21 protein-coding genes are annotated in these 22,291 nt (G+C 74.5%); 14 read left to right on the forward strand and 7 right to left on the reverse strand.

What is annotated here, in order from left to right; genetic code table 11:
• Positions 1-11: 11 nt before the first annotated feature.
• From ACFY2K_RS21815 to ACFY2K_RS21825, 3 genes are all read right to left on the reverse strand, one after another.
• Positions 12-608: a GNAT family N-acetyltransferase gene (locus ACFY2K_RS21815; RefSeq protein ID WP_387713331.1), complete on the reverse strand. Its 597-nt coding sequence runs from the start codon at positions 606-608 to the stop codon at positions 12-14.
• A 296-nt stretch (positions 609-904) separates the two neighbouring features.
• Positions 905-1,315: a hypothetical protein gene (locus ACFY2K_RS21820; RefSeq protein ID WP_375884452.1), complete on the reverse strand. Its 411-nt coding sequence runs from the start codon at positions 1,313-1,315 to the stop codon at positions 905-907.
• Positions 1,316-1,324: 9 nt separating this feature from the next.
• Positions 1,325-1,882 carry a universal stress protein gene (locus tag ACFY2K_RS21825; protein WP_375884449.1) on the reverse strand — a complete coding sequence of 186 codons (558 nt, stop codon included), beginning with the start codon at positions 1,880-1,882 and terminating at the stop codon, positions 1,325-1,327.
• Between the two features lie 236 nt (positions 1,883-2,118).
• Between ACFY2K_RS21825 and ACFY2K_RS21830 the strand changes: the two genes are divergently transcribed.
• The 7 genes from ACFY2K_RS21830 (at position 2,119) to ACFY2K_RS21860 (ending at position 8,888) form a co-directional block, all read left to right on the forward strand.
• A complete protein-coding gene (locus ACFY2K_RS21830) occupies positions 2,119-2,412 on the forward strand; it encodes a hypothetical protein (RefSeq protein ID WP_387713296.1) in 294 nt (97 codons plus the stop codon).
• A gap of 61 nt (positions 2,413-2,473) precedes the next feature.
• On the forward strand, positions 2,474-2,821 hold the full coding sequence (locus ACFY2K_RS21835; protein ID WP_375884444.1) for a GntR family transcriptional regulator: 348 nt from the start codon (positions 2,474-2,476) through the stop codon (positions 2,819-2,821).
• Positions 2,818-3,822 (forward strand): DUF1648 domain-containing protein, encoded by a 1,005-nt coding sequence (locus ACFY2K_RS21840; RefSeq protein ID WP_387713299.1) that lies wholly within the window; start codon positions 2,818-2,820, stop codon positions 3,820-3,822. The genes ACFY2K_RS21835 and ACFY2K_RS21840 overlap by 4 nt, the downstream gene beginning before the upstream one ends.
• A gap of 178 nt (positions 3,823-4,000) precedes the next feature.
• Positions 4,001-5,740, forward strand: a complete 1,740-nt coding sequence (locus ACFY2K_RS21845) for an ABC transporter permease (protein ID WP_375884439.1) — start codon at positions 4,001-4,003, stop codon at positions 5,738-5,740.
• A gap of 14 nt (positions 5,741-5,754) precedes the next feature.
• Positions 5,755-7,074: a nitrate/sulfonate/bicarbonate ABC transporter ATP-binding protein gene (locus ACFY2K_RS21850; RefSeq protein ID WP_380642277.1), complete on the forward strand. Its 1,320-nt coding sequence runs from the start codon at positions 5,755-5,757 to the stop codon at positions 7,072-7,074.
• Positions 7,075-7,220: 146 nt separating this feature from the next.
• On the forward strand, positions 7,221-7,973 hold the full coding sequence (locus tag ACFY2K_RS21855; RefSeq protein ID WP_387713303.1) for a hypothetical protein: 753 nt from the start codon (positions 7,221-7,223) through the stop codon (positions 7,971-7,973).
• Positions 7,974-8,048: 75 nt separating this feature from the next.
• Entirely contained in the window at positions 8,049-8,888 is an 840-nt protein-coding gene (locus tag ACFY2K_RS21860; RefSeq protein ID WP_375884430.1) for an SAM-dependent methyltransferase, read from the forward strand.
• A 21-nt stretch (positions 8,889-8,909) separates the two neighbouring features.
• Here ACFY2K_RS21860 and ACFY2K_RS21865 read toward each other — a convergent pair whose 3' ends face one another.
• Positions 8,910-9,572 (reverse strand): response regulator, encoded by a 663-nt coding sequence (locus tag ACFY2K_RS21865; RefSeq protein ID WP_375884428.1) that lies wholly within the window; start codon positions 9,570-9,572, stop codon positions 8,910-8,912.
• Positions 9,569-10,771, reverse strand: coding sequence for a sensor histidine kinase (locus ACFY2K_RS21870; protein WP_387713306.1), 1,203 nt, complete (start codon positions 10,769-10,771; stop codon positions 9,569-9,571). Before ACFY2K_RS21870 ends, ACFY2K_RS21865 begins: the two co-directional genes overlap by 4 nt.
• A 125-nt stretch (positions 10,772-10,896) precedes the next feature.
• Here ACFY2K_RS21870 and ACFY2K_RS21875 point away from each other — a divergent pair, with 125 nt between their 5' ends.
• Together ACFY2K_RS21875 and ACFY2K_RS21880 are read left to right on the forward strand one after the other, a co-directional pair.
• Positions 10,897-11,808: an ABC transporter ATP-binding protein gene (locus ACFY2K_RS21875; protein ID WP_387713309.1), complete on the forward strand. Its 912-nt coding sequence runs from the start codon at positions 10,897-10,899 to the stop codon at positions 11,806-11,808.
• An 8-nt stretch (positions 11,809-11,816) separates the two neighbouring features.
• Entirely contained in the window at positions 11,817-12,650 is an 834-nt protein-coding gene (locus ACFY2K_RS21880) for an ABC transporter permease (RefSeq protein ID WP_380522723.1), read from the forward strand.
• Here ACFY2K_RS21880 and ACFY2K_RS21885 read toward each other — a convergent pair.
• Positions 12,613-14,190: an MFS transporter gene (locus ACFY2K_RS21885; protein WP_387713312.1), complete on the reverse strand. Its 1,578-nt coding sequence runs from the start codon at positions 14,188-14,190 to the stop codon at positions 12,613-12,615. The two genes, ACFY2K_RS21880 and ACFY2K_RS21885, sit on opposite strands and share 38 nt — an antisense overlap.
• A gap of 171 nt (positions 14,191-14,361) precedes the next feature.
• Here ACFY2K_RS21885 and ACFY2K_RS21890 point away from each other — a divergent pair, with 171 nt between their 5' ends.
• From ACFY2K_RS21890 to ACFY2K_RS21905, 4 genes are all read left to right on the forward strand, one after another.
• A complete protein-coding gene (locus tag ACFY2K_RS21890; RefSeq protein ID WP_387713315.1) occupies positions 14,362-16,428 on the forward strand; it encodes an MDR family MFS transporter in 2,067 nt (688 codons plus the stop codon).
• Between the two features lie 122 nt (positions 16,429-16,550).
• Positions 16,551-17,915 (forward strand): diaminopimelate decarboxylase, encoded by a 1,365-nt coding sequence (gene lysA / locus ACFY2K_RS21895; protein WP_380522726.1) that lies wholly within the window; start codon positions 16,551-16,553, stop codon positions 17,913-17,915.
• Positions 17,916-17,964: 49 nt separating this feature from the next.
• A complete protein-coding gene (locus ACFY2K_RS21900; protein ID WP_387713319.1) occupies positions 17,965-18,894 on the forward strand; it encodes a LysR family transcriptional regulator in 930 nt (309 codons plus the stop codon).
• 81 nt (positions 18,895-18,975) lie between these two features.
• Complete coding sequence (locus tag ACFY2K_RS21905) at positions 18,976-19,134, forward strand: hypothetical protein (RefSeq protein WP_375884410.1); 159 nt, start codon at positions 18,976-18,978, stop codon at positions 19,132-19,134.
• Between the two features lie 47 nt (positions 19,135-19,181).
• Here ACFY2K_RS21905 and ACFY2K_RS21910 read toward each other — a convergent pair whose 3' ends face one another.
• Positions 19,182-20,813: an amidohydrolase family protein gene (locus ACFY2K_RS21910; protein WP_380642287.1), complete on the reverse strand. Its 1,632-nt coding sequence runs from the start codon at positions 20,811-20,813 to the stop codon at positions 19,182-19,184.
• 295 nt (positions 20,814-21,108) lie between these two features.
• Here ACFY2K_RS21910 and ACFY2K_RS21915 point away from each other — a divergent pair, with 295 nt between their 5' ends.
• The gene (locus ACFY2K_RS21915; RefSeq protein WP_387713323.1) at positions 21,109-22,200 is read left to right on the forward strand and encodes an IS630 family transposase; all 1,092 of its coding nucleotides are present in this window, start codon (positions 21,109-21,111) and stop codon (positions 22,198-22,200) included.
• Positions 22,201-22,291 lie beyond the last annotated feature (91 nt).

The following is a 22,291-nucleotide window of genomic DNA, read 5'->3' on the forward strand; positions in this document are numbered from 1 at the left end:
CGAATCACGCCCTAGGCGCGCGGCGCGCGGCGCATCGTCCACAGGGGCGGGCCGTCGGCCGGCAGCCGGACCTCCTCCAGCACCTCGAAGCCGAAGTGCCGGTAGACGGCGAGGTTCTCCCGCTTCGAGGACTCCAGGTGGACCGGCAGCCCTGCCGCGTCCGCCCGGGCCAGACCGGCGCGGAGCAGTTCGGCGCCCTGGCCCCGGCCCTGGGCGGCGGGGTCCGTGCCGAGCACCGCCAGGTACCAGTGGGCCTCCTGGGGCGCGTTCGCGGCGGCCGCCTCGACGCAGTCCCGGAACCAGTCGGCCCGGTCGCCGAGCAGGGCGGCCAGCGCGCGGATCGTCCCCTCGTCCGGCACGGCCTTCTCCTGCGCCTCCGGCGCGACCCAGAACGCGGCCGCCTGCCCGGTGCGCTCGCACACCCCGTACGGCAGGTACTGCCGGGTGAGCAGCGTGGTGAAGTAGCCGGCCAGTGCGGCCGGGCGGGTGGCCTCCTCGGGGAAGAACCAGCGCATCATCGGGTCGTCGCCGAAGGCCCGGGCCAGCAGCCGGGCCGTCGCCCCGACGTCCTCGCCCGTCACGCTCCTCGGCCGGTCCGCGTTCGTCATCCGCATACGGACATCCTCCGCGTCCTTGCCCTCGGCCACCAGGGTGGGGGCACCAACTCGGCCACGGCGCGCAGCACATGACGGAACGGGAGCGGTGCGCGGGAGGGGCGGTGGAGTGGCCGCTGCGGGCGGCGGGCCCGCGGTCCGAACGTCGGCCACTCCACCGCGGGGCACCGGGGCGCCCCGTCCTTCACCTGTCCTCCACCGGTCGCCGCGGGCTCCGGAGTACCGGCCGGGGCCCGGGGGTTCGGCGGCAGCCCGACCCCGGGGAGGGGGTGGGCCGTCCACGGGGCGCCTCAGACCGTACGGTCCGGGCGCAGCAGTGCCACCCGGACCCTGCGGCGGGGCAGCGCCGCGGGCAGCGGGAGCAGCAGGGCCGCGGCGGTGAACGCCGCGTAGTGCCAGGTCTCGGGCCAGGTGCCGGACCAGCCGAGCTCGCCGTGCCGGTGCTCGGCGAAGGCGTTGCAGCACAGCCAGGCGGCCAGGCCGACCAGCGGCGCGGCCCACGGGCGGGAGAAGTGTCCGACCAGGACGCACAGCGCCAGGTAGGCGGCGAGCGCGGGCGTTCCGGAGTGCAGGGCGCCGGCCCGGCCGAGGGCGAGCGCGAGCAGCCCGCCGCCGAGCAGGGCGGTGGTGCCGGAGGTGCCGGGCGGGAGCCGGTCCAGCACCGGCCGGTAGCGGCTGCCGCCGGGGCGCGCCGAGTACATCCGCACCCGTCACCGGCCCTTCGCCGCGAGCGGTTCGGGCGCCGGGGCGACCGGCAGGTGCCAGCGGGTGCGGCGGTGGAGCGCCTCCAGGTCGTGCAGCAGCTCGGGCACCGGGACGACGAGGACGGGGCAGCCGGCCCGGCGGGCGCAGTACGCGGACACCGACCGCCGCAGCCGGCGGCGCAGCGGGCCGCCGCTGCGGCCGAGCACCAGCAGGTCGTCCGGCCGGTCGGCGACGTGCGCCAGGGCGGGGCCGCTCTCGCCGCGGATCACCACGGGCTGCATCGGCACGTCGGGGCCGTCCGCGCCGAAGGCCGCCTCCAGGGCTTCGTCCAGGCGCCGCTCGGCGGCCTCCCGTACGGCGGCGAGCAGCTGCGGGCAGGGCGAGCGGCGGTAGCCGTGTTCGCCGCCCGGCGGCTCCCAGGCGAGCACCGGCCACAGCACCGCACCGCGGTCGCGGGCCTCGGCCAGGCCGCGGTGGAGCGCGGCCAGACTGCCCAGTGACCCGCTGACCCCGACCACCACCCTGGGTGCCGTGCCGTCCTGGTGCCGTCCGTCGCCGTGCATGATCCGTCCTCGTGTGGTTCGGTCCTCCGTCGCTCCCCACCCAATCGCCTCCCGGCCGCCCGCCCGGCGCTCGTTGACGCCTCCCTGACGCCCCGGACGGCGTTCCGTACGCACTCCATACACGGATCGGCGCTCCCCGCCACACGGATCGGCGCTCCCCACCGTCCGGTGCGCCCTCCGGGGGCAACCCGGTTCTTCCCGGCGAGGCGCGCCGCTCGAACGGTTATGCATCCGGCATGACCATCACTCTTCGCGCCGTCCTCGGCGTCCCGCTGATGACCGCCGCCGCCCTGGCCCTGACCGCCGTTCCGGCCGCCGCCGCCACCGGGGACCTGGCCATCAACGGCACCACCCAGACCGATCCCTCCGGCTGCTACGCCCTGGACGAGGGCGGCAGCATCATCGACAACCTCACCGACCGGGCGGTGGAGATCCACTCCGGCGCGGACTGCGGCGGGGAGGTCCTCGACACCGTCGCGGCCGGCGACGACACCCGGGTCACCGGCGCGCAGAGCCTCTACGTCCCCTGAACCGTCCGTCCCTGCGCGGCCGGTGGCACCATGACCGAATGGTGCTATCGTCACTAGCACCATGTTGCTGAAGCTGGACCTTGGCGACGCCCGCCCCCTGCACGAGCAGGTGGCGGGCGCGATCAGACGGGCCGTCGCGGAGGGCGAGTGCGCCCCCGGCGACAAGCTGCCGCCCGCCCGGGAGCTGTCCCGGGCCCTCGGCGTGAACACCAACACCGTGCTGCGCGGGCTGCGCGCCCTGCGCGACGAGGGGGTGCTGGAGTTCCGCCGGGGCCGGGGCATCACGGTCGCCACCGATGCCGACACCCGTAGCGAACTGGTCGAGCGGGTACGGCAGTTGGTCGCGGACGCGGCCGAGGCCGGCTACAGCAGGAACGATCTCGTGGATCTGATCAGGGGGATGTCGTGAAGGACGAAGCAGCCGCCGGGGAACCCGCCCCGGACCGGCCGGTGCGCCGGACGGCGCTGTGGGGGGCCGGGGTCTGGATCCTCGGCGTGACGGCTCTGCTGGTCGCACTGCCGCTGACCGCCCGGGACCGGCTGCCGGAGCAGGTGGCCACGCACTGGAGCGGCAGCCGGCCGGACGGCTCGATGCCGCTGACGGCCGCGGCACTGTTCCCGGCCGTCGTCTGGCTGCTGGTCGCGGCCGGTCTGGCCACCGCACTGCGCTTCCGGCCCGGCCCCGCCCGCGGCGCCGCCGCTCCGGTGCTGGCCGCCACCGGGGTGCTGCTGAGCGGGGCGCAGGCCTCCGTCGTGCGCGCCAACCTGGACCGGGCCCGCTGGCAGGACGCCGCGCCGATGGGCGTCGAGGTGCTCCTGATCGCTCTCGCGGCGGGCCTGGCGGGCGTGCTGGCCTGGCTGGCGACCCGGCCTGCCGCCGACGGGCCCGCCCGGCCCGGCGCCCCGGTGCTGGAACTCAGGGCCGGTGAGCGGCTGGTGTGGCTGTCCCGGGCCTCCAACCACTGGATGCAGGTGGTCGCCGCCCTGATGGGCCTGCTCACGGCGGCGGGCCTGCTGCTCGCCGCGGCCGGGCGCACCGAGTCCGTGGACTGGGCGTCGGTGGTCCTCTTCGGTCTCGGCGCCGTCGCCCTGCTGCTCTGCTCCTCCGTCCGGGTCCGGGTGGGCGACGACGGCCTGCACGTCGGCTTCGGCCCGTTCGGCCTGCCCGCCCGGCACCTCGCCCCCGAGGACATCGCCTCCGCCCGGGTCGGCCGGCTCAACGCCCGTCAGGCCGGCGGCTGGGGCTTCCGGGTCTTCCGCGGGGGCACCAGCGTCTTCCTGCGCTCCGGCGAGTGCCTGGTGGTCCGCACCAGGCGCGGGACGGACTTCGTGATCAGCGTCGACGATGCCGAGCGCGGCGCGGCCCTGCTCAACGCACTCGTCGAACGGGCCGGCGCCCCGACCGGCTGACCCCGCCCGACGCGGCCCGCTGAGCCCCGCGCCCGACCCGCGCCCGACCCGCGCCCGGCCCGCCACCCCTGAGCAGCGCTCCGGTGGCGGGCCGGTCCGTCCGCCGCGAGGCTGGTGCCCGGTCGGACCGGCGCGGTCGGCCCCGGCAGGGCGGACGAGCGGACGGACGGTGGTAGGGGTGACCGGCGGCGACGGCGGTTTCCCCTCCCGCGGCGTGTGGCGCCGCCCCGGACTGCGCTGGGTGGACGTCCTGGTCGCCGCCGCCCTGGTGGCCGGGCTGTACGGGCTGCTGCGGCTCGCCCCCTCGCTCGACGCCCCGTTCCTGCCCGACCAGGCCCCCGCCACCGTCTCCACCGACCCCTCCCGGCTGCCCTTCTACGCGGTGCGCTCGCTGCTGCGGATGTTCGTCGCCCTGATCGCCTCGGTGCTGTTCACCTTCGTCTACGCGACCGCCGCGGCCCGGATGCGGCGGGCCGAGAAGGTGCTGCTGCCGGTCCTCGACATCCTCCAGTCGGTGCCGATCCTCGGCTTCCTGTCGATCACCGTCACCGCCTTCATCAACCTCTTCCCCGGCTCCACCCTCGGCCTCGAATGCGCGTCGGTCTTCGCCATCTTCACCTCGATGGCCTGGAACATGACCTTCGCGTTCTACTACTCCCTGGTCAGCCAGCCGGGCGAACTGGACGAGGCGGCCCGGGTGATGCGGCTGACCAAGTGGCAGCGGTTCTGGCGCCTGGACGTGCCCAGCGGCATGATCCCGCTGGTCTGGAACGGGATGATGAGCTTCGGCGGGGCCTGGTTCTTCCTGGCCGCCTCCGAGTCGATCAGCGTGCTCAACCACCGCTACGCGCTGCCCGGCATCGGCTCCTACGCGGCCACCGCCATCGGCAACGGCGACCTGGGCCAGGTCGGCATCGCGATCGGCGTGATGGTCGTGATGGTGATCGGCGTCAACGTGCTGTTCTGGCGGCCGATGACGGCCTGGTCCGAACGCTTCCGGGTGGAGGAGTCGGAGGCCGCCGACCGGCCGCGCAGCCTCGTCCTGGACCTGCTGCGCCGCTCCAGCCTGCCGGAGCTGGCCGCCCGCCCGCTGCGGCCGGTCGGGCTCGCGCTGGACCGGGCCACCCGGGTGTTCGGCCTCGCCGAGCACCCGCTCGCCCGGCCCGTCTCCCGGGAGCGCACCGGGGACGTGTTCTTCGCCGGGGCGGTGGCCGCCGTGGTGGTCCTCGGCGCCTGGAAGGCCTTCGACTACGTCCGCACCACCGTCGGCCTGGGCGAGTTCGGCCACGCCTTCGCGCTCGGCGCGGCCACCTTCGGACGGGTGCTGGTGCTGCTCGTGGCGGCCACCGCCGTCTGGGTGCCGGTCGGGGTGTGGATCGGCATGAACCCGAAGGTCACCCGCTTCGCCCAGCCGGTGGTGCAGGTGCTGGCCAGCTTCCCGGCGAACTTCCTGTTCCCCTTCGCCACCGCCGCGTTCGTCGCCCTCGGCATCTCGCTGAACCTCGGCTCGGTGCTGCTGATGGCGCTCGGCGCCCAGTGGTACATCCTGTTCAACGTGATCGCCGGGGCCTCCGCGATCCCCAGCGACCTGCGCGAGGCGATGACCGGCTTCCAGGTCCGGGGCGGGCTGCGCTGGCGGGCCTTCGTCCTGCCGGCGGTCTTCCCGTACTACGTCACCGGCGGCATCACCGCGGCCGGCGGCGCCTGGAACGCCTCGATCGTCGCCGAGGTGGTCGACTACGGCGCGCACCACCTGACCGCCACCGGGCTCGGCTCGTACATCGCCGACGCCACCGGCACCGGCGACTTCCCCAGGATCCTGGTCGGGGTGAGCGTGATGAGCTGCTACGTCGTCGCGCTCAACCGGCTGCTGTGGCGCCGGCTCTACCGGCTCTCCGAGACCCGCTACGCCCTCTGAGGAGACCCCGCACGATGACCGCCGCCCCCGCCCGCGCCACGATCGTCGAGGCCTCCGCCGTCACCAAGACCTTCACCACCCCGGACGGACGGGCCCTGCCGGTGCTCGACGACATCGGCCTGCACCTGGCCGAGGGCGAGATCGTCGCCCTGCTCGGCAAGTCCGGCTCCGGCAAGTCCACCCTGCTGCGCTGCCTGGCCGGGCTGATCGCGCCCTCCTCCGGGACGGTCACCTACCGGGGCACCCCGCTGCGGGCCGCCAGCCCGGGGGTGGCCATGGTGTTCCAGTCCTTCGCCCTGCTGCCCTGGCTGACCGTCCAGCAGAACGTCGAACTCAGCCTCCAGGCACGCGGGGTGGGCGAGGAGGAGCGGCGCGAGCGGGCGCTGCGGGCGATCGACCTGATCGGCCTGGACGGCTTCGAGGGCGCCTACCCCAAGGAGCTGTCCGGCGGGATGCGCCAGCGGGTCGGCTTCGCCCGGGCGCTGGTCGTCGAACCGGACGCGCTGTTCATGGACGAGCCGTTCTCCGCCCTGGACGTGCTGACCGCCGAGAACCTGCGCAACGAACTGGTCGGCCTGTGGGAGGGCCGCGGGGCCCCGGTCAAGTCCATCCTGATCGTCACCCACAACATCGAGGAGGCGGTGCTGCTGGCCGACCGGATCCTCGTGCTGTCCTCCAACCCCGGCCGGATCCGCTCCGAGCTGACCGTCGACCTGCCCCGCCCGCGCGACCGCCGCACCCCCCAGTTCGAGGCCCTGGTCGACACCGTCTACGGCATCCTCACCGGCCGCGAGGAGCAGCCCGCCACCGAACCCGCCGCCCGACCGGCCGTCACCCCGATCACCACCCCGCTGCCGCCCGCCACCGTCGGCGGGCTGGCCGGCCTGCTGGAGATCCTGCTGGCCATGGGCGGTGAGGAGGGCCTGGCCGAGATCGCCGACGAGCTCAACTTCGAGGTCGACGACCTGCTCCCGCTGGTCGACGCCGCCGTCCTGCTCGACCTCGCCGGCACCACCGACGGCCGCTTCGCCATCACGGCCGCCGGCCGCGAGTTCGCCGCCGCCGACATCCTCACCAGGAAGCAGCTGTTCGCCCGCCAGGCCGCCCGCCGGGCCCCGCTGGTGCGGGCCGTCGTCCAGTCCCTGGCCGCCACCCGGGACCACAAGCTCCGCGAGGACCTCTTCCTCGACCTGCTGCGGTCCGGCTACGACACCGCGGACGCCCGGCGCCAGTTGGAGACCGCCATCGACTGGGGCCGCTACGGCGAGCTCTACGACTACGACGCGGACGACGCCGAGTTCCGCCTCGAACCCGGCGCCGAGGCGGCGCTGTAGACCGAGGCGGCGCTGTCTGCCAAGGCCGCGTGGTGGAAAACGTGGTGGAGAACCGCCAAACCACCCGATTCGGTGGTGGGTCGATCTCCGGTTGCGGGTACACCAGTTGACGGCCAACCATCGCGCTCACCAGCGAGGAGGCATCCGTGACCGACGACCGGAGTGCCGCGAACACCGTCGAATCCCCCGAGTCCCGACAACAGACCGTCCAGGACGAACGGACCATCACCTTCCTGCGCTTCGGCGTCGGCGCGATCGGCGTGCTGCTGCCACCGGCCCTGCCCCTGGGCAACTGGCTGGCGGACGAGCTCACCGGGCGGGCCACGGACGGCTTCTGGCCCGCGTCGATGAGCGCCGCGTACTACGGCGGCACCCGGAACGTCTTCGTGGGCGCCCTGTGCGCGCTCGGGGTGTTCCTGATCTGCTACCGGCTGGACCGGCGGGACGACCGGTGGAGCACGGCCGCCGGGGTGTTCGCGCTCGGCGTCGCGCTGTGTCCGACCGCGCCGTCGGACCCGACCGGGTTGCAGCGCACGGTCGGGGTGTTCCATCTGGCCTTCGCCGGGCTGCTGTTCGTGATGCTGGCGCTGTTCTGCCTGTACTCCTTCCGCAATCCGCGCTCGGCGCAGCCCGCCCGGGTGGCGACGGCGTACCTGGCGGCGGGGGTGCTGATCCTGGTCGCCCTGCTGGCGGCGGTGGTGACGGGGCTGTCCGGGTTCGGCTCCGACTGGGCGGTGCGGCCGGTCTACCTGTGCGAGTGGGTGGCGACCTGGGCGTTCGGTGCGGCCTGGATCGGTGCGGCGGTGGAGCTGGCGGCCGGGCGGGACGGCCGGGCGGGGGCGCTGCCCCGGCAGGCGGTGGGGCTGGAGGCGCGCAGTCCGGAGGCGCCCCTGGCCTGAGCCCTCGTCATACCGTCACACCGGCGAACCGTTACCATGCGCACCAAGACCGGCCGCCCTGGCGCCCGGTGACGGATGCCCGAAGCAACGGGGAGCGAGAGCGTGACGGACGAGCACTACCCCTCGATCGACCTGCGGATGGACGTGCCGCACTCCGCGCGGGTCTACGACTACCTCATCGGCGGGAAGACCAACTTCGAGGCGGACCGGGCCGCCGCGCACGCCTCCGTCCAGGCCTGGCCGGCGCTGCCGACGTCCATGCGGACCACCCGCGCCTTCATGCAGCGCTCGGTGCGCCACCTCACCGAGCAGTACGGGGTGCGGCAGTTCCTGGACATCGGCACCGGCATCCCCACCTCGCCCAACGTGCACGAGATCGCCCAGGCGATCGCCCCCGAGGCCCGGGTCGGCTACGTCGACAACGACCCGATCGTGCTGACCCACGCGCGCGCCCTGATGGACAGCACGCCCCAGGGGCGCACCTGTTACGTGGACGCCGACTTCCGGAACCCGGAGTCGATCATCGAGGACCCCCGGCTGCGCGAGGTGCTCGACCTCTCGCAGCCGGTGGCGCTCTCGCTGATCGCCATCGTCCACTTCGTGCTGGACGAGGACGACCCGCAGGGCATCGTCCGCCGGTTCATGGACGCGCTGGCGCCCGGCAGCTTCCTCGCCCTCACCGTGTTCACCGGCGACACCGACCCGGTCGGGGTGGGCGGGGTCGGCCGGGAGTACAACGCCCGGGGCATCCCGCTGCAGATCCGCGACCGGGCCGAGACCGAGGCCTTCTTCGACGGCTACCGGCTGCTCGACCCGGGCGTCACCCTGGTCCACCACTGGCGGCCGGACCCGCACGCCCCGGCGGTCCGCGACCGGGACATCGCGATGTACGCGGGCGTGGCGGTCAAGGACTGAGCCCCGGAAGGGCGGGTCCGGTCAGCCGGGGACGGTGACCAGGCCCGCCTCGTAGGCCAGGATGACCAGGTGGACCCGGTCGCGGGCGTCCAGCTTGGCGAGCAGCCGGGTCATGTAGGTCTTCACCGTGGCGATGCTGAGCACCAGTTCGGCGGCGATCTCGGTGTTGGACAGGCCCCGGCCGACCAGGGTGAGGATCTCCCGCTCCCGCTCGGTGATCGCCTCCAGCCGCCGCGCGGCGGCGGCCGGTGCGGGCTTCGGCTGCTGGGCCGCGAACGCCCCGATCAGCCGCCGGGTGACGCTCGGGGCGATCAGCGCCTCCCCCGCGGCCACCACCCGCACCGCGGCGAGGATGTCGTCCAGCGCCATATCCTTGACCAGGAAGCCGGAGGCCCCGGCGCGCAGCGCCGCGTACACGTGCTCGTCCTCGTCGAAGGTGGTCAGCACCACCACCTTCGTCGGCCCGCCCGCCGCGGTCACCCGCCGGGTCGCCTCGATGCCGTCGGTGCCCGGCATGCGGATGTCCATCACCACGACGTCCGGCCGCAGTTCGGCGGCCAGCCGGACGGCCTCGGCGCCGTCGCCCGCCTCGCCGACCACCTCGACGTCCGTCGTCTCGGTGATCACCATCTCCAACGCGGCCCGCACCAGCGGCTGGTCGTCGGCCAGCACCACCCGGATCACGCGGTCACCCCCTCGGGGAGCGGGACCGGCAGCCGGGCGGCGACCCGGAAGCCGCCGTCCGGGCGCGGCCCGGCCTCGAACTCGCCGTGCAGCAGGGCGACCCGCTCGCGCAGCCCGGCCAGGCCGAAGCCGCTGCCGGGCGCGGCGCCGTGGCCCCGGCCCCGCCCCCGGTCGGTGACCTCCACCCGGAGCTCCTCGGCCCGGCTGCGGTCGACGGTCACCAGGCACTCGGCGGCCCGCGCGTGCCGCACCACGTTGGTCACCGACTCCTGGATGATCCGGAACGCCGAGAGGTCGATCTCCGGTGGCAGCGGCCCCGGTTCGCCCGTGCGCCGCACCTCCACCCGCACCCCGGCCGCGGTGGTGGCCGCGGCCAGCCGGTCGAGGTCGGCCAGGCCCGCCGGGACGGTGTCGGACACCTCGCCGTCGGCCTGGCGCAGCGCGACCAGCATCCGGCGCAGCGCGGCGAGGGTCTCCCGGCCGGCCGCCTCGATCTCGCCCAGGGCCTGCTTGGCCCGCTCCGGCCGGCGGTCGATCACCCGGCGGGCCGCACCGGCCTGGAGGGCCACGATGCCCATGCTGTGCGCGACGGTGTCGTGCATCTCCCGGGCGATCCGCAGCCGTTCGGCGGTCACCGCCTCGGCGGCCACCCGGCTGCTCAGGGTCTCGGCGTGCTCCCGGTTCTGCCGCACCGAGCGCCCGGCCAGCCAGGCGACCAGGGCGAGCAGCGCGGCGCCGTCCGCCTCGCCGATGTGGGTGCCGGTGAAGATGCCGACGGTGTTGCCGTGGACCAGGCCCATGTGCAGCACCAGGAAGACCGCCGCCAGTGCGAAGGCGGCCCGCGAACTGCGGCGCGGGCAGCGGGCGGTGATCAGGAACAGTGCGACGTACACCGCCAGCAGTGCGGCCGGGGAGACCTGGACCTGGGCCGAGAAGCCGTCGGTCTCCATCCAGGTGGCGAACAGCAGCAGGGCGACCGAGAGCACCGGCAGCCGGCGCACCAGCGCCGCGCCCAGGAAGGCCACCGCCGTGTCGCCCAGGGTGAAGGCCAGGCCGCCGTGCAGGGCGGCGCCCCGATGCAGCCGGGCGGTGCCGCCGAGCAGCACGGCGGGGTAGGCGGCGGCCACGCACCAGGCGAGGGCGACCCAGGCCTCGGGCGGGACGCGTCGCAGCAGCGGGGGCGTCGGTGTGGTGGGCATGGTCCAAGATCGTAACGACGGGTGCGGGCGCCGTCATCCAGCCCTGGTTGTACGACCGGGGCCGACCTGCGGTGTCGACGCCGGTCCGATGCGGCCGCGGGGGCTCCCCCGGCATCGTGGTGGCCATGATCGAAGTCACCGAGCTGACCAAGCGCTACGGCCGCCGCACGGCCGTCGACCAGTTGACCTTCACCGTGTGCCCCGGCCACGTCACCGGCTTCCTCGGCCCCAACGGCGCCGGCAAGTCCACCACCCTGCGGATGGTGCTGGGCCTGAACGCCCCCACCTCCGGCACCGCCACCGTGGGCGGCCGGGACTTCCGCGGCCTGCCGCGCGGCCTGCGCGAGGTCGGCGCCCTGCTCGACGCCGGGGACGTGCACGGCGGCCGCACCGGCGGCGCCCACCTGCGGGCCCTCGCCCGCAGCAACGCGATCCCGCGCCGCCGGGTGGACGAGGTGCTCGCCGAGGTCGGCCTCACCGACGCCGCCGGACGCCGGATCGGCGGCTACTCACTGGGCATGAAGCAGCGCCTGGGCATCGCCGGGGCCCTGCTCGGCGACCCGCCCGTACTGCTCTTCGACGAGCCGCTGAACGGCCTCGACCCCGAGGGCGTGCTCTGGGTGCGCGGCCTGTTCCGCCGCCTCGCGGACGAGGGCCGCACCGTCTTCGTCTCCAGCCACATGATGGCCGAGATGGAGCACACCGCCGACCGGCTGGTGGTGATCGGCCGCGGCCGGCTGATCGCCGACGAGAGCCTCGGCGCGTTCGCCGCCCGGGCCGGCCGCGCCACCGTCCGTGTCCGCGCCGCGGAACCCGAGCGGCTGGCGGCCCTGCTGCGGGCCGCCGGCGCCACCGTCCGCCCCGAGCCGGACGGCAGCCTCGACGTGACCGGGCTGGGCGTCGAACGGATCGGTGAACTCGCCCTGGAGCAAGGCCTGCTGCTGTACGGCCTGACCGAACGCGGCGCCTCCCTGGAGGAGGCCTTCATGGAACTGACCGCCGACAGCGTCGAGTACCTCGCCGGAGAGAACCGATGAACACCCCCATGAGCACCCCCCTGCGCTCCTCGACCCCCGTACGCCGCGCCCGTTTCGGCGACCTGCTCGCTGCCGAGTGGCTCAAGTTCTGGTCACTGCGCTCGATCCCCTGGGTGCTCGCGGTCGGCGCGCTGCTCATCCTCGCCGCCAACCTCAAGTCCGCCCAGTACACCCACGACCACTACACGCCCGGCGACGGCGACCCGGCGGTGATGAAGCAGGAAGCCCTGAACGTCTCCTTCATCACCGGCTCCGCCGACGTCGTGATGCTGCTCGCCGGCGGCCTCGGCGCGATCGTCATCGCGGGCGAGTACGCGACCGGCCTGATCCGCACCACGCTGGCCGCCGTCCCCGACCGCCGGGCCGTCCTGCTCGCCAAGGCGGGCGTGCTGACGGCCGTTCTGCTCGGCTTCGGCGTGCTCACCGCGGGTCTGTCCTTCGCCCTCACCCAGGCGATCCTGGCCGACCGGGGCATCGGGCAGTCGATCGGCGACCCGACCGCCTTCCGGTACGTGGCGGCGGCCGCGCTGTTCGCCCCGGTCTGCGGACTGGTCGGGCTCTGCCTCGGCACCCTGATCCGGCACAGCGCGGGCGCGGCGGTGGGCACCATCGCGGTGCTGTTCTTCCTGCCCTCCGTCGTCACCGAGCGCTACCGGTGGAGCGCCGACCTCCTGCACGCCCTGCCCTTCCCGGCCTGGCAGCGCCTCGCCCGCACCACCCTGGCCGGGATGCGCCCGACCGACTACCCGGCCACCGTGGCCGGCTCCTGGACCAGCTACGCGGTGTGGGCGCTGGCCTCGGTGCTCATCGCGGTGGCGGTGATCCGGCGCCGCGACCACTGACGGGGCCGCGACCACTGGCGGAGCCGTCACCACTGACGGGCCCTGCGCTCTCCCGCCGGCTCGCCCACTCCTCGGCGAGGGCGACCAGCAGCGCCGCCAGGACCAGCCCGGCCGCGACCGTGACGCCCAGTTGGAAGGCCAGCGCCCAGTCCGGGCGGCGTCCCCCGGCGTGGGCGAAGAAGACCGAGCCGACGACCGCGATGCCGACCGCCGAGCCGACCCGCTGGGCGGTCTGCAGCACACCGCCGGCGCTGCCCGCCCGGGTCAGCGGGACGTGCTGGAGGGTGAGGGTCTGGTTCGGGGCGATCACCAGGCCGCTCCCCGCACCGGCCACCAGCAGCGGGCCGAGCGTCGTCCAGCCCACCAGCGGCCCGTCCCACAGCTGCACCGCCAAGGCCGAGGCCAGCAGGCCGCCCAGCACCAGCAGCAGCCCCGCCACCACCAGCCGGCGTCCGTACCGGCTCACCAGCCGCCCGCCCACCGCGGCCGCCACGCCCGAACCGACCGCGAAGGGGGTGATCGCCAGACCGGCCGTCAGGGCCGAGTAGTGGTGCCCGGCCTGGAGGTAGAGCGTGAAGATGAAGAAGATCGCGGTGAACCCGGCGAAGTACACCAGCGACAGCAGCACCCCCGCCGCGTACGGCCGCACCGCGAACAGCGCCATGCTGACCAGCGGTTCGCGCCGCCGCCCGTCCGGCCGCTCCCGCGCGTAGTGGCGCTCCCAGCCGACGAAGGCCGTCAGCAGCACCGCCGCCAGCGGCAGCAGCAGCCAGCGGGCCGGGCTGTGCCACTGCTGCTCCTGGACGAACGGCAGCAGCAGGGCGACCGTCCCCGCGCCGAGCAGCAGCACCCCGACCGGGTCGAAGTCCCGCTGCCCGGCCCGCTCGCCGGCCGGGCGGGGCGGCGGCAGCAGCCGGTAGGCGACCGGCAGGGCGACCAGGCCGATCGGCAGGTTGACCAGGAACACCCAGCGCCAGCCGTCCTGCGGGCCGAACACGTGGATCAACAGCCCGCCCAGCAGCGGTCCGACGGCGGTGGACAGCCCGATCGTCGCGCCCAGCGCGCCGAAGGCCCGGCCGCGTTCGGCGCCCTGGAACAGGGTCTGGATGAAGCCGGACACCTGCGGCACCAGCACCCCGCCGGCCGCGCCCTGGAACAGCCGGGCCAGCACCAGCCACTCCTGGTCCTGGGCCGCGCCGGCCAGCGCGCTGGCCGCGGTGAACAGGGCGAGCCCGGTGAGGAAGACGGCCCGCCGGCTGCGGGCGTCGCCGAGCCGCCCGGCGGGGACGAGCACCAGGCCGAAGGCCAGCGCGTAGCCGCTGAGCACCCACTGCAGGCCGCTGTCGGACATGTGCAGTCCGGCCCGGACGGTGGGCAGGGCGACGTTCACGATGCTGACGTCCAGCAGGGTCATGAACCCGGCGACCAGGCAGACCGTCAGCGCCCGCCAGCGCCGCGCCTCCGCCCGCCCGCCGACGGCGGAGGCGCCGGGCGGCTGCGGGCGCGGGGGCTCCGCGTCGCGGGAGGGTGGGGCGGTCATGGGAGCCTCTTCCCGGTGTCCGGGGACTGGTGCCGGCTCTGCTCCGGCTCATCCTCACCTGCACCGGGCCCCGCCGCCACCCGAACCCCGTCCGGCCCCGGGCGCGCGGGTTGCTCACCCGAACGGACGAACCGGATCGCGACCGGCCCCGAGCCGCCCGAGGCTGGCGGCATGACTGTCGCCACCGAGACCCAGCCCTCCGCCCCGCCGGTGCTCGACGTACGGCAGCGGAACGTCGTCTTCGCCACCATCGTGCTCGGCATGCTGCTGGCCGCCCTCGACCAGACCATCGTCGGCACCGCGCTGCCCACCATCGTCTCGGACCTCGGCGGCGCCGCCCACATGTCCTGGGTGGTCACCTCCTACCTGCTGGCCGAGACGGTGGCCACCGTACTGGCGGGCAAGTTCGGCGACCTGTACGGGCGCAAGCTGATCTTCCAGGTCTCGGCGATCGTCTTCGTCGGCGGCTCGTTCCTGTGCGGCCTGTCCACCAACATGACCCTGCTGATCGCCTGGCGGGCCGTGCAGGGCATCGGCGCGGGCGGGCTGATGGTCACCGCCATGGCACTGATCGCGGACGTCATCCCGCTGCGCGAGCGCGGCAAGTACCAGGGCGCGATCGGCGCGGTGTTCGGCCTGGCCACCGTCATCGGGCCGCTGCTGGGCGGGCTGTTCACCGACCACCTGTCCTGGCGCTGGGCGTTCTACGTGAACGTGCCGATCGCCGTCGTCGTGGTGATCGCGGCCGCCCGGACCATCCCCTCGGTGCGCTCGGCGGTGCGGCCGGTGATCGACTACCTGGGCATCGCCCTGGTCTCGGTCGGCGCCAGCGCCCTGATCCTGGCGACCAGTTGGGGCGGCAACCAGTACGCCTGGGGCTCCGGGGTGATCATCGCCCTGTTCGTCGGCGGCGCGGTCGCACTCGGACTGTTCTGCTGGACGGAGACCCGGGCCGCCGAACCGATGCTGCCGATGCGGCTGTTCCGCAACCCGGTGTTCGCGGTCTGCTCGGTGCTCAGCTTCATCGTCGGCTTCGCGATGCTCGGCGCGCTGACCTTCCTGCCGACCTTCCTCCAGTACGTGGACGGCGACTCGGCGACCGTCTCCGGCGTGCGGATGCTGCCGATGGTGATCGGCCTGCTGATCGCCTCGATCGCCAGCGGCAACGTGGTCAGCAAGACCGGCAAGTACCGGCTGTTCCCGATCGCCGGCACCCTGGTCATGGCCGTCGGCCTCTACCTGCTGTCCCGGCTCGAACCCGGCACCGGCACCGCACTGGCCTCCCTCTACATGTTCGTGCTCGGCGTCGGCATCGGGCTGAGCATGCAGGTGCTGACCATCGCCGTGCAGAACACCGTCGACTACGCCGACCTCGGCACCGCCACCTCCGGGGTGACCTTCTTCCGCACCATCGGCAGCTCCTTCGGCACCGCCGTGTTCGGCACCATCTACGCCAACGGCCTCAAGACCGAACTCGCCAAGGGCGTCGCCGCCTCCGCCCGGCTCACCGGCGCCGACCCGGCCGCCCTGGTGCACGCCGCGGAGAGCCCGCAAGGCCTGCACAAACTGCCCGCCGCACAGGCCGAACCGATCATCCAGTCGTACTCGGACGCCCTGCACACCGTGTACCTGTGGACCATCCCGGTGGCCGTGGTCGGCTTCGTGGTCGCGCTGTTCCTCAAGCAGGTGCCATTGCGCGACACCACCCGGGCCGGCTCCACCGACATGGGCGAGGGCTTCGCCCAACCCACCACCAGCGACTCCGACCCGCACCTGGAGTACGCCGTCTGCAAGATCGTGCGCGACATCGACCTGGACACCGTACGGACCATCGTCGGCGACGCCGACACCCGCGTCGACCTCGCCGGCGCCTGGGCCCTGATGGAGGTGGCCGGCCACACCAAGGCCCTCGGCCACGCCTCCCTCGACCTCATCGCCACCCGCAAGAAGCTGCCGCCCGAGGTCCTCGAACCGGTCTTCGACCGGATGGCCGCCGAGGGCTACCTCACCCGCGACGGCGACCGCCTCACCCACACCGAGGCCGGCACCCAGGAGGTCCGCTCCCTCGCCCGCGCCTGGTCCGGCTGGCTCAACGCCCGCCTCGACGCCGACGCCGGCCGCCCCCGCAGCCCCCAACTCCGCACCGCCGCCGACGCCATCGCCTGGCGCCTCCTCACCGAGGACCTCGCCAACGGCCTCCCGGCCACCGCCCGCCGCAAGAACGGCGCCAAGGTCTGACGGCCCGCCGGCACCCCGCGAGCATCGAGGAAGGTACGGCTCAGGGCGCGAAGAATGCGCTTTCTCGCCCCCTCCCCAGGCCCGAGGATGAGCAGCGAATCAGCCTGCCGGGAGGAAGAACCGTGTCCGCTGCGCCGCCCGCCCCGCCGTCCGCCGACTCCCCCGTCGAGCCGGGCCTGCTGCCGCTCACCGCCGAGGTCCGGCCCGAGGGCCTGGCCGTCGGAGGCGTCCTGCTGGAGCAGATCGCCCGCCAGCACGGCACCCCGCTCTTCGTCTACGACGAGGAGCACCTGCGCAGCCGCTGCCGGGAGGCGGTGGCCGCCTTCGGCCCGGGCAACGTGGCCTACGCCTCCAAGGCCTTCCTCTGCACGGCCATGGCCCGGCTGGTCGCCGACGAGGGCCTGCTGCTGGACGTCGCCTCCGGCGGCGAGCTGCGCACCGCCCTGTACGCCGGGGTGGAGCCGGACCGCATCGTCCTGCACGGCAACAACAAGGACGACGGCGAGCTGCGCACCGCGATGACCGCCGGACTGCACCACATCGTGGTGGACAGCTTCGACGAACTGGAGCGGATCGAGCGGCTGCACCACGTGGAGGGCCTGCCGCCCGCCCGGATCCGGCTGCGGGTGGCGCCCGGCGTCGCGGCCGGCGCCCACGAGGCGATCCGCACCGGCGGCCACGACTCCAAGTTCGGCTTCGGCCTCGCCGACGGCGCCGCCGCGGCCGCCGTGCGCCGGGCCGCGGCCGCCTCGGCCGTCCGGCTGGAGGGCGTGCACGCCCACGTCGGCTCCCAGGTCCTCGACCCGGCCGAACTGGCCGACGGGGCCGCCGCGGTGGCCCGCTTCGCGGTGGACAGCGCGGTCGCCGGACTGACCGTGGGCGGCGGCCTCGGCGTCGCCTACGTGGGCGGGCAGAGCGCCCCGTCCTTCGCCGTCTGGGCGGCGCGGGTGCGCGCGGCGGTGCGCGGCGCGGGCTGGACGGGCGAGGTCGGCGTGGAGCCGGGCCGCTCGATAGCCGCCCGGGCCGGGCTGACCCTGTACCGGGTCGGCACCGTCAAGCGGATCCCGGACGTACGGACGTACGTCAGCGTGGACGGCGGCATGAGCGACAACCTGCGGCCCGCGCTGTACGGCGCCGGCTACGAGGCCTTCCTGCCGCGCTGCCCCGAGGCGCACCGCCCGTACCGGGCCCGGCTGGTCGGCAAGCACTGCGAGAGCGGCGACGTGATCATCGACGACGCGGCCCTGCCGGCCGACCTGCGGGTCGGCGACCTGCTCGCCACCCCGGTCACCGGCGCCTACGGCTACGCGATGGCCTCCAACTACAACAAACTGCCGCGGCCCGCCGTGGTCTTCGTCCGCGACGGCCGGGCCCGGCTGGTGGTGCGCCGGGAGACCGAGTACGACCTGCTGCGCCTCGACGTCGCGGGCGACGGCAGCACTACGCGGCCGGCCCCGGAACCGGCGAACGCCCAGCGGGGCGCCTGAGCCCCGGGGTTCCGGGGAGGGCCCGGGAGACGGACCCTAGTCTGGGCCGATGCTGAACAGCGCCCGCCTGCTCGTCCTGCTGGAGATCGCCCGCCGCGGCACCATCGTGGCCGCGGCGCAGGCGCTGCACCTCAGCCCGTCCGCCGTCTCGCACCAACTCGCGCGCCTGGAGCAGGAGCTGGGGGTCGCGCTGGTGGAGCGGGCGCCGCAGTCGCTGCGGCTGACGGCGGCGGGGGCCCGGCTGGCCGAGCACGCCCAGGCGATCGCCGACCTGATGGCCGTCGCCCGGGACGACCTGCGGGCGCACGCGGAGGCGGCGGCCGGGGTGCTGCGGGTCGGCTTCTTCGTCTCGGCCGGGCTGGACCTGCTGCCCCGGGCGCTGTCCGGCTTCGCGGCCCGGTACCCGCGGGTGGAGCTGGAGTTGGTGACGGGCCAGCCGCACGAGCTGGTGCCCGACCTGGAGGCGGGCCGGCTGGACGCGGCCGTGGTCTTCGAGCACCCGCTGGACCCGTGGTGCCGGGAGGCGGCGGTGCGGGTGCGGATGTTCTTCGCCGAGCCGCAGTTGGTCGTGCTGCCGCCCCGGCACCGGCTGGGGCGGCGCCCGGTGGTGCGGCTGGCGGAGCTGGCGGACGAGAGCTGGATCGGCACCCACGGCGGCGGCATCGGCGAGCCGGTGCTCGAACGCGCCTGCGCGGCCGAGGGGTTCCGCCCCCGGGTGCGCTGCCGCAGCGACCACTACCAGGTCACCGTCAACCTCGCCCGGGCCGGGATGGGCGTGGCGCTGATCCCCGCGCTCGGCCTGGCCGATGACACCGACGGGGTGCACGTCTGCCGACTGGACCACCCCCGATTGCACCGCCGGATCGGGGTGGCCACCCGGGCCACCAACCGCAACCCGGTGCTGCACGCCTTCCTCGCCGAACTCGACGCCGCCGCAGCGGAGATCGGTTCGCTGCTGGAACGGCGCTGGGCGGGCTGAGCGCCTCCGGCGCCCTGCGCCGGGAGCTGCCGGTGTGTCATGCTTGCGCCGCCAGCATCCATTTCAGCTGATTGGACTCCGATGACCCGCCGGATATCCGCCCTCCTGATCACCGCCGCCGCCCTGCTGTCCCTCGCGGCCGCCTACGGCCAGCAGTCCGCGCCCCGCGCCGCCACCGTCGCCGAGGCTCCCGCCAGCACCGCCGGCGGCCACACCGCCGAGCGCTCCGAGCACCACTGATCGACGGCAGGCCCCCGGGCGGGGCGGGCTCGCCAGGCCACGACGTCTCAGCGGACCCGGAGCACCTCACCCGCCCGGGCCCCGGTCGGCCGCCCCCCGCGCACCGCGACCCGCCCGGCCACCAGCACCGTCTCCACGCCCTCCGGCGGCAGCAGCGGCCGTGCGAAGGTCGCCCGGTCCAGCACGGCCGCCGGGTCCAGCACGACCAGGTCCGCCACCGCGCCGTCCCGCAGCACCCCGCGCCCGTCCAGGCGGAAGCGCGCGGCGGGCAGTCCGGTCATCTTGTGCACCGCGAGCTCCAGCGGCAGCAGCCCCTGGCTCCGCCCGTAGTGGCCGAGCACCCGGGCGAAGCTGCCCGCCCACCGCGGGTGCGGGCGGCCGGGTTTGGGCACCCCGTCCGAGCCGATCATCGACAGCGGGCTGGCCAGCACCCGGCGGACGTCGTCCTCGCGCATCGAGTGGCTGATGATGGTCACCTCGCCCCGCCCCTCCAGCAGCAGTTCGCAGACGTAGTCCACCGGGTCCGCGCCGCGCTCGGCCGCCAGTTCGGCGATCCGCCGCCCCTCGGCGGAGCGGCGGGCCGGGGCGGCGGCGACCGAGATCAGGTCCCAGCCGCCGTTGCCGACGGTGTTCTCCCAGCCCTCCACCCCGTGCACGAGGTCCGCCCGGATCCGCTCCCGCACCTCGGGGCCGCCCAGCCGGGCCAGCAGGGCGGCGGGCCCGCCCTCGCTCACCCACGGCGGCAGCATCGCGGACAGCACGGTGCTGCCCGCGGTGTACGGGTAGACGTCGCAGAGCACGTCCACACCCTCGGCGCGGGCCTGGGCCAGCCTGGCCAGGGTCCGGACGGTGGCGCCCCAGGCGTGCCGGCCGGCGGTCTTGTGGTGGGAGACCTGCAACGCGGCGCCGGAGCGCGCGGCGATCTCCAGGGCCTCCTCCAGCGCCTTCTCCACCTGGGACATCTCGTCCCGCAGGTGGGTCACGTACGGCTTGCCGTGGCGCGCGGCGACCGACGCCAGGGCGACGAGCTCCTCGGTGCCGGCGTAGCCCCCGGGCGGGTAGATCAGACCGGTGGAGAACCCGGCGGCGCCCTGGCCGAGCGAGCGGTCGAGCAGGTCGCACATCGCGGCCAGTTCCCCGGGGGTCGGCGGGCGGTCCGCGAAGCCCATCACCCCGGCCCGCAGGGTCCCGTGGCCGACCAGCGAGGCCAGGTGGGTGCGCCGCAGGCCGGGCCGCTGCCCGGCGGCGAAACCGGCGAAGTCCCGGGCCGGGCGCACCGGCCCGAGGCCGAAGGTGACCCGCAGGTGCTCGGCGAGGGCGGGCAGCCGAGCGGGCAGCGCGGGGAACAGGCTGCTGCCGCAGTTCCCGGCGATCTCGGTGGTCACGCCCTGGAGCAGCGGGGCCAGCCGTAGCTCCTCGGTGCCGTGGTCCGCGCCGTCGAAGGTGGCGGTGAGGGCGTCGGAGTGGGTGTGGACGTCGATGAAGCCGGGGGTGACGACCCGCCCGGTGACGTCCACCACCTCGGCCGCGTCCACCGCCCCGGCCCCCGGCGCCAGGACCGCCACCCGGTCGCCGACGACCGCCACGTCCGCCCGCCGGGCGGCAGCCCCGGTGCCGTCCACCAGGCTGCCGCCGCGCAGCAGCAGGTCGATCCGGCCGGACGGGGCACAGCGGTGCATCGGCGACTCCCTCGGGCCCCACGAGCGGTGGCGGTGGCCGCAGCGGTGGCGGTGGCGGTGTGCGCCGATGCTGACAGCCGGGCCGGTCGAACGGAAGATGCTGCAGCCATTCGCGCCTCAGCAACCACTTTCGTACCGCTGGCCCGTCGCCCGTTCCAGCCGCCCCGCCAGAGGGCCGGGGAGGCGTTGGTGGCGTCCAGCACCGTGCGCAGTGCGCAGTGCGCGGGCCAGGGGCACGCCACGGCGCCCTAGTGTCCTGAGTCTGGAATTTCATTCATAAATATAGACTGATCCTATGGTGCGGACGGGTCGACCAAAGGTCGAGTTGGTGTTGTCGGACGACGAGCGGGCCGCCCTGGAGGGGTGGGTGCGTCGCCGGTCGACGCCGCAGGCCTGGGCTTTGCGGTGCCGGATCATCCTGGAGTGCGCGAGCGGCGCGTCGAACAAGGACGTCGCGGAGCGGCTGGGATCGACCCCGCACGCGGTCGGCCGGTGGCGCGCCCGGTTCGTCGAGCACCGGATCGCCGGCCTGGGCGACATGCCCAGGCCGGGCGGCCCCCGCACGGTGACCGACGAGCAGGTGGCCGACCTGGTCGCCAGGACCCTGGAACGCACCCCGAAGGACGCCACGCACTGGTCGACCCGGTCGATGGCCAGGGAGACCGGCCTGTCGCAGTCCACCGTGTCACGGGTCTGGCGCGCGTTCGGACTGCAGCCGCACCGCGCCGAGACCTTCAAGCTGTCCACCGACCCGTACTTCGTGGACAAGGTCCACGACGTGGTCGGCCTCTACCTCGACCCGCCCGAGCGGGCCCTGGTGTTCTGCGTGGACGAGAAATCCCAGATCCAGGCACTCGACCGGTCCCAGCCGGTGCTGCCGATGATGCCGGGCGTGCCGCAGCGGATGACCGCCGACTACGTCCGCCACGGCACCACCACGCTGTTCGCCGCACTCGAGGTCGCCACCGGCAAGGTCATCGGCTCGCTCCACCGCCGCCACCGGGCCGAGGAGTTCAAGAAGTTCCTGCTCCGGCTGGACAAGGAGGTCCCCCAGGGCCTGGACATTCACCTGGTACTGGACAACTACGCCACCCACAAGACCCCGGCGATCAAGACCTGGCTGGTGGCGCATCCCCGGTTCCACCTGCACTTCACCCCGACCGGCTCGTCATGGCTCAACCTGGTCGAGCGCTGGTTCGCCGAGCTGACGAACAAGCAGATACGGCGAGGCGTCCACAAGTCCGTCCAGGCCCTCGAAGCCGACATCCGCGACTGGATCGCCACCTGGAACACCGACCCGCAGCCCTACATCTGGACCAAGACCGCCGACGAGATCCTCGAACGCCTCGCCGGATATCTGAAGCGAATTCCAGACTCAGGACACTAGTGTCCTGAGTCCTTGATCCGTCGTTGGTCAGTGCATGGGACGTCCTGGGCCGAGGCTGGCCGAGCTGGTGTTGTCGGATCACGAGCGGCAG

Origin of the sequence: Kitasatospora sp. NPDC001309 (assembly GCF_042896295.1) — a bacterium.
Classification (GTDB): Bacteria; Actinomycetota; Actinomycetes; order Streptomycetales; family Streptomycetaceae; genus Kitasatospora.

Coding starts and splice junctions, on each gene's coding strand:
- ACFY2K_RS21815 (WP_387713331.1), bottom strand. CDS start 608: ATGACGAACGCGGACCGGCCGAGGAGCGTGACGGGCGAGGACGTCGGG.
- ACFY2K_RS21820 (WP_375884452.1), bottom strand. CDS start 1,315: ATGTACTCGGCGCGCCCCGGCGGCAGCCGCTACCGGCCGGTGCTGGAC.
- ACFY2K_RS21825 (WP_375884449.1), bottom strand. CDS start 1,882: ATGCACGGCGACGGACGGCACCAGGACGGCACGGCACCCAGGGTGGTG.
- ACFY2K_RS21830 (WP_387713296.1), top strand. CDS start 2,119: ATGACCATCACTCTTCGCGCCGTCCTCGGCGTCCCGCTGATGACCGCC.
- ACFY2K_RS21835 (WP_375884444.1), top strand. CDS start 2,474: ATGTTGCTGAAGCTGGACCTTGGCGACGCCCGCCCCCTGCACGAGCAG.
- ACFY2K_RS21850 (WP_380642277.1), top strand. CDS start 5,755: ATGACCGCCGCCCCCGCCCGCGCCACGATCGTCGAGGCCTCCGCCGTC.
- ACFY2K_RS21860 (WP_375884430.1), top strand. CDS start 8,049: ATGCCCGAAGCAACGGGGAGCGAGAGCGTGACGGACGAGCACTACCCC.
- ACFY2K_RS21870 (WP_387713306.1), bottom strand. CDS start 10,771: ATGCCCACCACACCGACGCCCCCGCTGCTGCGACGCGTCCCGCCCGAG.
- ACFY2K_RS21875 (WP_387713309.1), top strand. CDS start 10,897: ATGATCGAAGTCACCGAGCTGACCAAGCGCTACGGCCGCCGCACGGCC.
- ACFY2K_RS21880 (WP_380522723.1), top strand. CDS start 11,817: ATGAGCACCCCCCTGCGCTCCTCGACCCCCGTACGCCGCGCCCGTTTC.
- ACFY2K_RS21885 (WP_387713312.1), bottom strand. CDS start 14,190: ATGACCGCCCCACCCTCCCGCGACGCGGAGCCCCCGCGCCCGCAGCCG.
- ACFY2K_RS21890 (WP_387713315.1), top strand. CDS start 14,362: ATGACTGTCGCCACCGAGACCCAGCCCTCCGCCCCGCCGGTGCTCGAC.
- ACFY2K_RS21900 (WP_387713319.1), top strand. CDS start 17,965: ATGCTGAACAGCGCCCGCCTGCTCGTCCTGCTGGAGATCGCCCGCCGC.
- ACFY2K_RS21905 (WP_375884410.1), top strand. CDS start 18,976: ATGACCCGCCGGATATCCGCCCTCCTGATCACCGCCGCCGCCCTGCTG.
- ACFY2K_RS21910 (WP_380642287.1), bottom strand. CDS start 20,813: ATGCACCGCTGTGCCCCGTCCGGCCGGATCGACCTGCTGCTGCGCGGC.
- ACFY2K_RS21915 (WP_387713323.1), top strand. CDS start 21,109: ATGGTGCGGACGGGTCGACCAAAGGTCGAGTTGGTGTTGTCGGACGAC.